The 11,990-nt window shown below is 61.2% G+C and carries 11 protein-coding genes; 5 read left to right on the forward strand and 6 right to left on the reverse strand.

What is annotated here, in order from left to right; all coding sequences use genetic code 11:
• The first annotated feature begins 29 nt into the window (after positions 1-29).
• From ACTG4B_RS05060 to argF, 3 genes are read left to right on the forward strand one after another with little or no spacing between them, the layout of a single operon-like run.
• The gene (locus tag ACTG4B_RS05060) at positions 30-1,208 is read left to right on the forward strand and encodes an aspartate aminotransferase family protein (RefSeq protein WP_439154597.1); all 1,179 of its coding nucleotides are present in this window, start codon (positions 30-32) and stop codon (positions 1,206-1,208) included.
• Positions 1,201-1,683: a GNAT family N-acetyltransferase gene (locus tag ACTG4B_RS05065; RefSeq protein ID WP_439154598.1), complete on the forward strand. Its 483-nt coding sequence runs from the start codon at positions 1,201-1,203 to the stop codon at positions 1,681-1,683. Before ACTG4B_RS05060 ends, ACTG4B_RS05065 begins: the two co-directional genes overlap by 8 nt.
• A gap of 39 nt (positions 1,684-1,722) precedes the next feature.
• A complete protein-coding gene (gene argF, locus ACTG4B_RS05070; RefSeq protein ID WP_439154599.1) occupies positions 1,723-2,628 on the forward strand; it encodes an ornithine carbamoyltransferase in 906 nt (301 codons plus the stop codon).
• Between the two features lie 45 nt (positions 2,629-2,673).
• Here the strand turns inward: argF and ACTG4B_RS05075 are convergent, their stop codons facing one another.
• From ACTG4B_RS05075 to meaB, 5 genes are all read right to left on the reverse strand, one after another.
• Complete coding sequence (locus tag ACTG4B_RS05075; protein ID WP_439154600.1) at positions 2,674-4,158, reverse strand: inorganic phosphate transporter; 1,485 nt, start codon at positions 4,156-4,158, stop codon at positions 2,674-2,676.
• Positions 4,159-4,221: 63 nt separating this feature from the next.
• Entirely contained in the window at positions 4,222-4,695 is a 474-nt protein-coding gene (locus ACTG4B_RS05080) for an NUDIX hydrolase (protein WP_439154601.1), read from the reverse strand.
• A 164-nt stretch (positions 4,696-4,859) separates the two neighbouring features.
• The gene (gene hrpB, locus ACTG4B_RS05085) at positions 4,860-7,265 is read right to left on the reverse strand and encodes an ATP-dependent helicase HrpB (protein WP_439154602.1); all 2,406 of its coding nucleotides are present in this window, start codon (positions 7,263-7,265) and stop codon (positions 4,860-4,862) included.
• Between the two features lie 106 nt (positions 7,266-7,371).
• Positions 7,372-7,659 (reverse strand): 50S ribosomal protein L28, encoded by a 288-nt coding sequence (rpmB, locus tag ACTG4B_RS05090; protein ID WP_439154603.1) that lies wholly within the window; start codon positions 7,657-7,659, stop codon positions 7,372-7,374.
• Positions 7,660-7,876: 217 nt separating this feature from the next.
• Positions 7,877-8,872 (reverse strand): methylmalonyl Co-A mutase-associated GTPase MeaB, encoded by a 996-nt coding sequence (meaB, locus tag ACTG4B_RS05095; protein WP_439154604.1) that lies wholly within the window; start codon positions 8,870-8,872, stop codon positions 7,877-7,879.
• A gap of 122 nt (positions 8,873-8,994) precedes the next feature.
• Between meaB and ACTG4B_RS05100 the strand changes: the two genes are divergently transcribed.
• Positions 8,995-9,456, forward strand: coding sequence for a low molecular weight protein-tyrosine-phosphatase (locus ACTG4B_RS05100; RefSeq protein ID WP_439154605.1), 462 nt, complete (start codon positions 8,995-8,997; stop codon positions 9,454-9,456).
• On the opposite strand, the gene ACTG4B_RS05105 is transcribed toward ACTG4B_RS05100, so the two are convergent.
• On the reverse strand, positions 9,410-9,730 hold the full coding sequence (locus ACTG4B_RS05105; RefSeq protein ID WP_439154606.1) for an arginine transporter: 321 nt from the start codon (positions 9,728-9,730) through the stop codon (positions 9,410-9,412). The genes ACTG4B_RS05100 and ACTG4B_RS05105 overlap by 47 nt on opposite strands.
• Positions 9,731-10,059: 329 nt before the next feature.
• Between ACTG4B_RS05105 and lepA the strand changes: the two genes are divergently transcribed.
• Positions 10,060-11,859, forward strand: a complete 1,800-nt coding sequence (gene lepA / locus ACTG4B_RS05110; RefSeq protein WP_439154607.1) for a translation elongation factor 4 — start codon at positions 10,060-10,062, stop codon at positions 11,857-11,859.
• The last annotated feature ends 131 nt before the right edge of the window (positions 11,860-11,990 follow it).

Raw genomic sequence — 11,990 nt, forward strand, 5'->3', positions numbered from 1 at the left:
AATCGGGCCTATATTCAAGGATGATCGCAATGATCCCAACTATCTTGCCGACCTATAACCGTGCACCGCTGACTTTCACATCAGGTGAAGGTTCGTGGCTGATCGAGGCGGACGGTCGGCGATTTCTGGATCTTGGCGCAGGGATTGCCGTGAATTCACTGGGCCACGCCCACCCCGACCTGATCGCGGCCCTGACGACGCAGGCGCAGGCACTCTGGCATACGTCGAACCTGTATCATATTCCCGCACAACAAAAATTGGCTGACGCGCTGGTCGAACACACCTTTGCCGATACGGTATTCTTTACCAATTCCGGAACCGAAGCCTGTGAACTTGCGGTCAAGATGGCCCGCAAATACTGGTATGACAAAGGCGAAGACCGGACCGAAATCATCACATTCAGTGGATCGTTTCATGGCCGGTCCGCCGCAGGCATTGCTGCCGCCGGGTCGGAAAAGATGACCAAGGGATTTGGTCCGCTCTTGCCGGGGTTTACCCATCTGGAATTCGGCGATCATGATGCCTTGCGTGCGGCGGTGACGGACAAGACGGCAGCAGTGCTGATCGAACCTGTGCAAGGCGAAGGTGGCATTCGCCCGGTGCCAGATCACTGCCTGAAAGGGTTGCGCGATCTTTGCGACCAGCACGGATCGCTGTTGATTCTGGACGAGGTGCAATGCGGCATGGGGCGCACCGGCAAGCTGTTCGCGCATGAATGGGCCGGGATAGCGCCTGATATCATGATGGTCGCCAAGGGGATCGGCGGAGGCTTTCCACTGGGGGCCGTGCTGGCAACCGAAAACGCTGCGTCCGGTATGACAGCGGGCACGCATGGATCGACCTATGGCGGCAATCCGCTGGCCTGTGCCGTCGGTGCCAGAGTGATGGAGATCATTGCAGACGAGGCGTTTCTGGCTGATGTGAACCGCAAGGCAGGCCATTTCCGCCAGAAACTGGAAGGTTTGGTCGCCTCTCATCCTGACATTTTTGAAGATGTGCGCGGCGTCGGGCTCATGCTGGGGCTACAATGCAAGGTTCCCAATACCGACGTGGTCAATGCGGGGTATCAGGCCGAAGTGCTGACGGTGCCCGCAGCCGGTAATGTTGTCCGGCTTTTGCCGGCGCTCACGATAACCGAGACCGAGATTGATACGGCGGTCGCACGGTTGGACACTGCGGCGCAGCGGCTGAAGGGGGACAATGCGTAATTACGATTTTCGCCCCCTTACGCCGGATGATCTGCCGCTGATGCAAAAGTGGTTGGCAGAGCCGCACGTCCGGCCATGGTGGGGCGATGTGGAACGCAATATCGCATTGATAAAGCAGGATATGGAAAACCCGGCAATCATCATGCAGGTCATATCACTGGGCGCGCGCCCTTTTGCATATTTACACCACCATGATGTGCGGACCTTTGCAATGCCGCAATTTGGCGACCTGCTATCAGGGACGCGGGCGATCAAGACCTTTGTCGGCGATAGTGACTTCTTGGGGCAGGGGCACGCGGCAGGCTATCTCGGTGCCGCTCTTCAAGGTTTGCGAAGGCTTCACCCGATGCTTGCCGCCGCGCCGAATGCGACCGATGCGCGCCTGATCGGCATCTATGCCCAGGCTGGGTTCCAGAAACGTCGGCTGGCTGCGACACGGGATGGCCAGCTTGTCCAGGTGATGACCCATCATTGATACCTTGCCGGGGAAACCGGCCCAAACAAAGCGAACTTCATGACACATTTTCTAGATCTCGACAGCACACCCAAGGCCGACCTTCACCAGATCATCGCAAATGCGCGCACAATGAAAGATGCCCGCGACGGGTTGCCCAAGGGCACGCCCGATGCCGACCAGCCGCTGGCCGGGCATATTGTGGCGCTGATCTTTGAAAAACCATCGACTCGGACGCGCGTGTCGTTTGACGTGGGCGTCCGCCAGATGGGGGGGCAGACCATGGTGCTGTCAGGGGCCGATATGCAGTTGGGCCACGGCGAAACCATCGCCGACACCGCGCGCGTGCTGTCGCGTTACGTCGATCTGATCATGATCCGCACGTTCGAGGAACAGACCCTGCTGGAAATGGCCGAATATGCGACCGTGCCGGTGATCAACGGGCTGACCAACCGGACCCATCCGTGCCAGATCATGGCCGATATCATGACGTTCGAAGAACATAACGGCCCGATCAAGGGCAAAAAGGTCGTCTGGTCGGGTGATGGCAACAACGTCTTTGCCAGCTTTGCCCATGCGGCCAGGCAGTTCGATTTTGATCTGGTCTTTACGGGCCCGCCGCCACTGGACCCCGAGCCGGCGCTGGCGGGGCTATATACCACCGTGCGCGATCCGAACGAGGCGGTCCAAGGTGCCGATCTGGTGGTCACAGACACTTGGGTGTCGATGCATGATCCGCAATCGGCGCGCGAACGGCGTCATAACCAACTGCGCGGCTATCAGGTGAATGACGCGCTGATGGCCAAGGCTAAACCTGACGCCCTGTTCATGCATTGCCTGCCCGCCCACCGTGATGACGAGGCGACCAGCAGCGTCATGGACGGGCCGCATTCTGTCATTTTTGATGAGGCCGAAAACCGGCTGCACGCGCAAAAGGCGATCATGCGGTATTGCCTGGAACGCTGACGCTCTGGCAAATTTCTTGCGGGCACAGGATTTCTGGCGAAAATTCTAGCCGACGAAGGCCAATCGGAGGAGTGCAAATATCCCGCCGGACATCAGCGCCGCTGCGGGCACCGTAATGACCCAGGCTGCGACTATTGTCAGAAAATGCGACCGGCGCACCAATTTGCGACGCCTGCGTTCTTCGGGAGCGATCCGCTTAATTGTGGCACGTTTGGCCGCCGACACGCGCGCGCGGCGCTCTGAATCCCATTCGCGAAAGAACCCGACGCCAAAAACCCCGCCAACCGCGATATGGGTCGATGAAACTGGCAGGCCAAGCGCACTTGCCACGATCACTGTGATCGCCGCCGACAGGGCCACGCAATAGGCACGCATCGGGTTCAGCTTGGTGATCTGGCTGCCGACCATCCGGATCAGTTTCGGCCCGAACAGGACCAGACCGAACGAAATGCCAAAGGCGCCTGTCACCATCACCCATGTCGGGATATCGACCTTGCCTGCGAACGTGCCGAAACTTTCTGCATGCACGATTGCGGCCAGCGGCCCCACCGCGTTGGCCACATCATTGGCGCCATGGGCAAATGACAACAGTGCGGCCGACAGGATCAGCGGCATATTGAACAGCACCTTCAGCGACCGGTTGCGGTTTTCCAGCCCCTCTGACTGTCGCCACACCAGCGGGCGGGCGACCGCCAGCGTGATCAGCCCGACGACCAGACCGATCAGGCAGGCGCTGCCGAAACCGATGCTGACGATCTTGGCCAGCCCCTTCATTGCCAGATAGGTTGCAAAAACCCCGCTCATGATGGCGATCAGGGTGGGCACCCAGCGGCGGGCAGCGGCGATCTTGTCTTCGCGGTAGATGATCATGACCTTGATGAAGGCCAGGAATCCCGCCGCGATCAACCCGCCCAGGACCGGCGATATGACCCAGCTGGCTGCGATCGTTCCCATGGTGGGCCAATTGACAGCGGAAAACCCTGCCGCAGCAACGCCGGCACCCATCACCCCGCCGACAACAGAATGGGTCGTCGAAACCGGTGCCCCCACCCATGTCGCCAGATTTACCCAAAGTGCCGAGGAAATCAGCGCGGCCATCATCGCCCAGATAAAGACCTCGCTGCTGGCGACGCTTTGCGGGTCGATGATACCCTTGGAAATGGTCGACACTACATCGCCCCCCGCCAGCAGGGCGCCTGCGCTTTCGAACAGAGCTGCAATGACAATCGCACCGCCCATGGTCAGCGCATTGGCCCCGACGGCCGGCCCCATGTTGTTGGCTACGTCATTGGCACCGATATTCACGGCCATATAGGCGCCAAAGGCAGCCGCGGCGATCACGACATAGGAATGTCGGTCGCCGCCAAAAAACAACGTGCTGGCAAAGGCGGCGACAACGATGAACACCAATGCGATGCCGAACCCGACCAAAGGTTGCGCGACATATTGTGTCGCATATTCAACCGCGCCGATCCGGCCCAGGTCGCGATCAAGCTGTTTCCACTGATTGACAGGCTTACTTTCCGGCATGGCCGAGGCTCCCGATACTCTGGGATGCAGGCCTAGCGGGTGAGTGGCCGGGGCACAATATGGCTATTCGGACTTCTGCGATGCAAATTGGGCCAGTAATTGTTGCAGGCCATCTTCATTGACCATCGCGATTGCCTTGGAAATCGGCACCCATACCCGTTCGCGGCGGTCATCTTCGGGGTAGGTATCGGCGATGTCTGTCACGCGCAGCGGATAAACCTGAACTTCGCAAGGGACCACTGCCCCGTTGTCAAAGCGTTTTTCAGCGAGATAACTGCCAAGGGCGGTTTCGCCCAGCACACCGGATGTCACCCCGGCCTCTTCCCAGGCTTCCTGTTGCGCGGCCTGAGCCGCAGTAAGCCCGTCGATCGGCCAGCCTTTTGGTAAAATCCAGCGCCCGCTGGAACTGGTGACAAGCAATACCTCTGGCCCGCTGGCACCATCGCGATGACACAGCGCCGCAACCTGCAAGGCAGGGGGACGCAAAATCAACGGGCGCAGCGCACCCGTCCAAAAGGACTGAAGCATCGAGGTCATGGTTTGCCTGCTAATATTCTTATTTTATTACATCTTCCATAACACAATCCGAATCACTTGGCAATTTACCCTGCTGTGCCCCCCAACATGACAGCGCAAGCAGCCCGCCCGATTGATCTGGCACCGGTGCCGGTCGGAAATTTCGCGGTGCGGGCCGGTGTCGCTCAGGTGCCTCTGGGTTTGGCACGCAGGGTCGGATCGGCCTGTGTCGGATCCTCGGGCCATGGGTGGCGGGGATAACGCCCACGCATGTCGCGGCGCACATCGGCATAGGACGTGGCCCAGAATCCAACGATATCCTGTGTTACCTGCACCGGTTTTTGCCCCGGCGACAACAGTGTCACCCGCAGTGGGGTCCGCCCTACGGCGGGGTGCGTGGTCACGCCGAACATTTCCTGTAAACGCAGCGTGATTTCCGGTGCGTCGCCCGCGTAATCAATCGGAATCTTGCGCCCCAGTGGCGTTTCGAAATGGGCCGGTGCCGCGCGATCAAGCCGCTGCATCTGGTCCCAGTCCAGCATCGCGCGCAGGGCGGGCAACAGATCGAACCGTTTCCAGTCGTCGGCACTGCGCACACCGGTCAGATGCGGCAGCAGCCAGTCTTCGGCAGTGTCCAGCAGCGTGGCCTCATCCATCGCGGGCAGACCTTCGACCAGCGAAACCCGCGCGCGGAACCTCTCTGCCGCAGGTGATGGACGCAGTCCCAGTTGCCGCGCCCCGTCCAGCATGGCGCGGGCGACGGCATCATCGGGCGCGTCTGACCAAACCCGGTCATCCAGCACCAGCGCGCCGAATTTTTCCTGCCGCCGTGTCAGCACACGCCCTTCACGGCGGGACCATGTGCACACATCGTGCCAGCGGATCTGATCGGCAAAAATATCGCGCAATTCGGCTTCGCTTATGGCAACGGCCTGCCGGATGCGGGCCTCGCGGGTGTCGCCATCCAGATCGGTGGCCACGATCAGGCGTTGACCCGCCAGCGGATCGCCCGCATCCATCACGGCCCCCTTGCCGCCCGAAAGCACATAGCGGGGGTCGTCGCCCTTCCGGCGCAGCCCGACCCTGTCGGGATAGGCAACTGCCACCTGTTGCGACAGTGGCATCGGCGGGGCTTTCGGCAATCCTTGGGACAGGCGGGGGATTTCCGCCTTGATCTGCGCCAGCGCCGCCGGATTGACCGCACCCGGCCCATCATAGCGCCCACGCAACGCTGCAATTCGCAGTTGCAGGTCTACCGGCGCACCGCGTAATGGGTCGCGCCCGGCCAGGAGTGCCGCAATCGGCGCGGCCTGTGCGCCTGCGGTTTGCAACATATGCCCAAGGCGCGGATGCAGCGGCAGCGCCGCCAATGCGCGCCCGTGATCGGTGATGCGCAGATCGGCATCCAGCGCGCCCAAACCCTGCAACAGTGCGCGCGCCTCGGCCAAGGTGCCCGGCGGCGGGGGCGTCAGAAAAGCCAGATCGTCACTGCCCCAGACCGCCAGTTCCAGCGCAAGGTTGGCCAGATCGGCGGCCTCTATCTCGGCCGGGGCAAAGGCGGGCAGGGCGCCGTCCTCGCCCTTGGTCCATAGCTTGTAGGCATCACCGGGGGCGACACGCCCGGCACGGCCCGCACGCTGCGTCGCCTCGGCGCGGCTGACGCGTTCGGTCACCAGCCGCGACATGCCCGATGCGGGGTCGAACCGTGCGCGCCGTGCGCGGCCTGCATCGATGACGACACGGATATCCTCAATCGTCAGGGATGTTTCGGCGATGGATGTGGACAGCACGATCTTGCGGCCAGTCGTGACCGGCGCAATCGCGGCGCGCTGGTCCTTGAACGGCAGCGCGCCATAAAGCGGGCGAATGGCGCAATCGGCCGGTAACCGGCCTGCCAGCGCGGATTGGACCCGTCGGATTTCACCTTCTCCGGGAAGAAAAACCAGAACGCCGCCGGTGGACTGGTTGACGGCATGCACGACCAAGTCGGCGCAGGCCTGTTCCAGACGGGTGCCCTTGGGCACAGCGCGGTCCAGAAAATGCGTGGTGACGGGAAAACTGCGCCCTTCGGAGGTGATGACCAGCGCGTCATCCAACAGGGTTGCGACAGGGGCGGCATCCAGCGTGGCCGACATGACCAGCACAGCCAGATCGGGGCGCAGAACGCTGCGTAATTCCCACACGAGCGCTAGCCCCAGATCGGCATTCAGGGACCGTTCATGAAATTCGTCAAAGATCACGGCCCCCACGCCGGACAACGCGGGGTCGGATTGGATCATGCGGGTCAGGATGCCTTCGGTCACGACCTCGATCCGGCTGCCGGGGACGCTGTCACCGCGCATCCGGTAACCGACGGTCCGGCCCGGAACCTCGCCCAGCCCTTCGGCCAGCCGGGTTGCCGCGGCGCGGACAGCAAGGCGGCGCGGTTCCAGCATGATGATCTTTTCGGATGTGACGTCGGCATCCAGCATGGCCAGCGGCACGCGCGTGGTCTTGCCCGCCCCCGGCGGTGCCTGCAAGACGGCGCGACCGTGGCGGCGCAGGGCCGCGATCAGGTCCGGCAGAATGGGATCGATGGGCAGGGCGTTCATCGGTCAGATGTGCCCCTCGCCGACAGGTGGGTCAAGACCCGCCCCGAAATAGAAAAACCCGGCAACCATCGGTCACCGGGTCAAATCTTGTCAGAACCATCACGGCTTAGGCTGTGGCGGTTGCCTTGTTGATCTCTTTTTTGACTTTCAGCGCATCAGCTGACAGTTCAGCGTCTTTTGCCTTGGCCATGAATGCGTCCAGTCCACCACGGTGGTCAACGGTGCGCAGGGCCGCGTTGGAAATCTTGAATTTGAACGACCGGCCAAGCACGTCGGACTGCAACGTGACGTCCTGCAGGTTGGGCAGGAACCGGCGACGGGTGCGGTTCTTGGCGTGGCTTACGTTGTTGCCCGACATCGGGCCTTTTCCGGTCAAATCGCAACGGCGCGACATGGGCATTTTCCTTGTCTTGTGGACATCTCCGGCCGATCAGGGCGGGACATCACGTGAAACGGGTGGACCCCGCATCGGCAGGGACGTCTATAAGATCAGCGCCAGATATGAGGATTCCGTGCGCCCGTCAACCCGGTTTGCCCAATGGGGTCCGATCATTTTGCAAAGGGACTTGTCCCGTTTGGCCCGGCGCGGCTGTTTGCCCCCTTGCACGGTGTCAGGGGGGCGCGTCCCGCAAGGCAGCCAGCACCCTTTCGGCCCCCGCAGCGGGGGCCAATGTGCCGGCACGGACCTCGGCTTCGGCGCGGCGCATCCTTGCGGCGGTGTCAGGATCGTCGCGCAGAAGTTGCAGCATACCTTGCCGGACTTCCTCGGTGAACCAATAGCTGGCCTGGGCGCGGCGTGTCTGGTCCCAGACACCTGCATCGCGACGCCAATCGACAAGGGCCCGCATTTCGGCCCAGGCGGCCTGCAAGCCTTCATTTTCAAGCGCGGATACCGTCAGTGCCTTGGGAAAGCCGGGCGGGTCTTGCGGGCGTTTGCGCAACAGCCGCAAGGCACCGGCATAATCCGCACAGGTGCGCATCGCCTGTGCCTTCAGGTCGCCATCGGCTTTGTTGACAAGAATCAGGTCAGCAATTTCCATGATGCCGCGTTTAACCCCTTGCAGCTCATCCCCGCCAGCGGGTGCCAGCAAAAGGACGAATAGATCGGACATATGTGCAACGACCGTTTCAGATTGCCCGACACCCACGGTTTCGATCAGCACCACGTCAAACCCGGCACCCTCGCACAACGCGACGGCTTCGCGGGTGCGGCGCGCGACACCGCCCAGTTCGGTCTGGCTGGGCGAAGGGCGGATAAATGCGTTCGGATCGCGCGCCAGGTGATCCATCCGGGTCTTGTCACCCAGGATCGACCCACCCGACCGGGCCGACGACGGATCAACCGCCAACACGGCGACCTTCATGCCCTGACCGGTCAGCATCAAGCCGAAACTTTCGATAAAGGTCGATTTCCCGACCCCCGGCGTGCCCGACAGGCCGATGCGCAGGGCCTGCCTTTCCGAACCCACCGCATCCAGCATCGCCAGCGCCTGCGTGCGGTGATCGGCGCGCGCACTTTCGACCAGCGTAATCGCGCGGGCCAGAGCGCGGCGGTCGCCGTTACGGACGCCGGCAGCAAGGGTCTCAATGTCGATCTCTTTGTTCATGGCTCCTTCATATCGGGACGGTCGCGGCTGTCCAGCCCATGCGTGCCGGTCTGGTATGTTGCATTTTTGCGGGCGTCGTTTTTTACTGCGCTGTGTTACGGAAATGAAAATGGCGCATAACCATGACAAGCGAAAACCATGCAGGGGGTGGTGAAATGCGTATTCTGTTCGTCTGCCTTGGGAATATCTGTCGATCGCCAGCCGCCGAAGGGATTATGCGCGCACTGGCCCCTGATCTGCATCTGGACAGCGCAGGCACGGGGGGCTGGCATGTGGGCGACCCGCCCTACGGCCCGATGAGGGATGCGGCATCGGCGCGCGGGCTGGACCTGAGCGTTCTGCGCGCGCGCCAGTTTTCGGTAGCGGATTTCGATGCCTTTGACCTGATCGTGGCAATGGACCGGCAAAACCAGACAGATATCGAGAATCTGCGGCCCCGAGGCCACCGGGTGCCCGTCCGCACCATGGCGGCACAGGACGTGCCGGACCCCTACTATACCCGCGATTTCGACGGCTGCCTTGATCTGCTTGAGACGGCTAGCCGATCTCTACTGGCTGACATATCTGTCCGGCGAGGTCGGTAAACGCGCGGTAACGGGTCCAGAAAGCACGGTCGCCGGAATTGTCCGACTGGCGGGTGTTCTGTGCCAGCTGCGGATCTTCGAAAAACGCCACGGCGCGGGCCTGATCGCGGTTCGATAGTGTCTGGTCGGCGACCTGCTGCACGCAGGTGCAAAGCGCAGGCGAGGCATCGCGGCGCCCCGCATCGACGCAGGCCTGCCCGATATCGCCTGACACGCGGCCACCCCCGCCACAGGCGGCAAGCGTCAAGGCGCTGATGAGAAGAATGTAACGCATCACTGTCTCTACCTCTGCCTGGCGTCCGTCTCTGCGGATCGTTCCATCATGTATTCATTATGGCGGTCACTTGCGCGCAGTGCAATCAGGGATCCACGTTTCCATGCGCGACAGATCAGCAGTATCGTGGGCGCGAAAGGATGCGTCTGGCCCCGCGGCAACCGGCGTTCTACAAGGCATGATGCGGATCGGACGCAGCGGGTGTTGGCGCCATTGGCCGCGTGTTCGGGTGGGCGATGTATCGCAGGGATATGACGCCGTCAGCCCTTGCAAATTCAGGTCTGTCACGCCATTGACGTGATCAAACTTTGTACAGGCAGCCCTTCCGCATGACAGACCTTTCGCACATCCGCAATTTCTCGATCGTTGCCCATATCGACCACGGCAAATCCACGCTGGCTGATCGCCTGATCCAGTCCACCAATACGGTGGCGCTTCGGGATATGAAGGAACAGATGCTGGATGCCATGGATATCGAGCGTGAGCGCGGGATCACGATCAAGGCCAACACGGTCCGGATCGACTATGTCGCGGACAACGGTGAGAAATATGTTCTCAACCTGATCGATACCCCCGGCCACGTCGATTTCGCCTACGAGGTGTCACGCTCCATGCGCGCGGTCGAAGGGTCGCTTCTTGTCGTCGACAGCACCCAAGGGGTCGAGGCGCAGACCCTTGCCAATGTCTATCACGCGCTGGATGCCGACCACGAAATCGTGCCTGTGCTGAACAAGATCGATCTGCCTGCGTCGGAATGCGATCAGGTTGCGGCCCAGATCGAGGATGTGATCGGGCTGGACGCATCCGACGCAATTCGGGTCAGCGCCAAGACCGGCATCGGCATCCATGAGACGCTGGAGGCCATCGTGCACCGGCTGCCCGCGCCCAAAGGCGACCGCACCGCGCCATTGAAGGCGATGCTGGTGGACAGCTGGTATGACAGCTATCTGGGCGTGATCGTGCTGGTGCGGATCATCGACGGCGTGATGAAGAAAAACGACCGTGTGCGGTTCATGTCGAACGGCACCGTCCACCAGATCGACAAGATCGGCGTGTTCCGGCCCAAGATGCAGGACGTGACCGAACTGGGGCCCGGTGAAATCGGCTTTATCACCGCATCCATCAAGCAGGTGCGCGATACCCGCGTCGGCGATACGATCACATCCGAGAAAAAGGGCTGCGACACCGCGCTGCCTGGTTTCAAACCTGCGCAACCGGTGGTGTTCTGCGGGCTGTTCCCGGTGGACAGTTCCGAATTCGAAGACCTGCGCGACGCGATCGAAAAACTGGCGCTGAACGATGCTTCTTTCAGCTTCGAGATGGAAACATCCGCAGCACTTGGTTTCGGGTTCCGCTGCGGGTTTCTGGGGCTGCTGCATCTGGAGGTGATCCGCGACCGGATCGAACGCGAATATGACATCGACCTGATCACGACGGCCCCGTCGGTCGTCTATCATATCTACATGCGCGACGGGACGATGCAGGAACTGCACAACCCCGCCGACATGCCTGACCTGACCCATGTGGACCATATCGAGGAACCGCGCATCAAGGCGACGATCCTTGTGCCCGATGACTATCTGGGCGACGTGTTGAAACTGTGCCAGGATCGGCGCGGCGTGCAGCAGGACCTGACCTATGCCGGGTCACGCGCGATGGTGGTCTATGACCTGCCCCTGAACGAGGTGGTGTTCGATTTCTACGACCGCCTGAAATCCGTGACCAAGGGCTATGCGTCATTCGACTATGTGCTGACCGGCTATCAAGAGGATCAGCTGGTCAAGATGTCGGTGCTGGTGAACGACGAACCGGTCGATGCGCTGTCGATGATGGTGCACCGCGACCGCGCCGAAATGCGGGGCCGCGCGATGGTGGAAAAGCTGAAAGACCTGATCCCCCGCCACATGTTCAAGATCCCGATCCAGGCGGCCATCGGCGGCAAGGTCATCGCCCGCGAAACCCTGTCGGCCCTGCGCAAGGACGTGACCGCGAAATGCTATGGCGGCGACGCCACGCGGAAGCGCAAGCTGCTGGACAAGCAGAAGGCGGGGAAAAAGAAGATGCGGCAATTCGGGAAAGTTGATATCCCGCAGGAGGCGTTTATTTCGGCGCTGAAGATGGATGGGTGAGGATGAGTTTTTGGTTTTTACAAAGCATAATCGATTAGATGTGCCTGCAATTGTTTGAGTGTTTCAAGAATATTAGCTTTGACGTCACTATTTGGCCAAAAAGATCAACTAGGTCTTAAAATGTGTCAGCA

It is taken from the genome of Yoonia sp. (assembly GCF_965660735.1).
Taxonomy (GTDB): Bacteria; Pseudomonadota; Alphaproteobacteria; order Rhodobacterales; family Rhodobacteraceae; genus Yoonia.

What these genes read in the sequence shown, in the direction of transcription:
- ACTG4B_RS05075 (WP_439154600.1), bottom strand. Translation starts at nt 4,158, where the DNA reads ATGCCGGAAAGTAAGCCTGTCAATCAGTGGAAACAGCTTGATCGCGAC.
- rpmB (WP_439154603.1), bottom strand. Translation starts at nt 7,659, where the DNA reads ATGTCGCGCCGTTGCGATTTGACCGGAAAAGGCCCGATGTCGGGCAAC.
- lepA (WP_439154607.1), top strand. Translation starts at nt 10,060, where the DNA reads ATGACAGACCTTTCGCACATCCGCAATTTCTCGATCGTTGCCCATATC.
- ACTG4B_RS05105 (WP_439154606.1), bottom strand. Translation starts at nt 9,730, where the DNA reads ATGCGTTACATTCTTCTCATCAGCGCCTTGACGCTTGCCGCCTGTGGC.
- hrpB (WP_439154602.1), bottom strand. Translation starts at nt 7,265, where the DNA reads ATGAACGCCCTGCCCATCGATCCCATTCTGCCGGACCTGATCGCGGCC.
- ACTG4B_RS05080 (WP_439154601.1), bottom strand. Translation starts at nt 4,695, where the DNA reads ATGACCTCGATGCTTCAGTCCTTTTGGACGGGTGCGCTGCGCCCGTTG.
- ACTG4B_RS05065 (WP_439154598.1), top strand. Translation starts at nt 1,201, where the DNA reads ATGCGTAATTACGATTTTCGCCCCCTTACGCCGGATGATCTGCCGCTG.
- argF (WP_439154599.1), top strand. Translation starts at nt 1,723, where the DNA reads ATGACACATTTTCTAGATCTCGACAGCACACCCAAGGCCGACCTTCAC.
- ACTG4B_RS05060 (WP_439154597.1), top strand. Translation starts at nt 30, where the DNA reads ATGATCCCAACTATCTTGCCGACCTATAACCGTGCACCGCTGACTTTC.
- meaB (WP_439154604.1), bottom strand. Translation starts at nt 8,872, where the DNA reads ATGAACAAAGAGATCGACATTGAGACCCTTGCTGCCGGCGTCCGTAAC.
- ACTG4B_RS05100 (WP_439154605.1), top strand. Translation starts at nt 8,995, where the DNA reads ATGACAAGCGAAAACCATGCAGGGGGTGGTGAAATGCGTATTCTGTTC.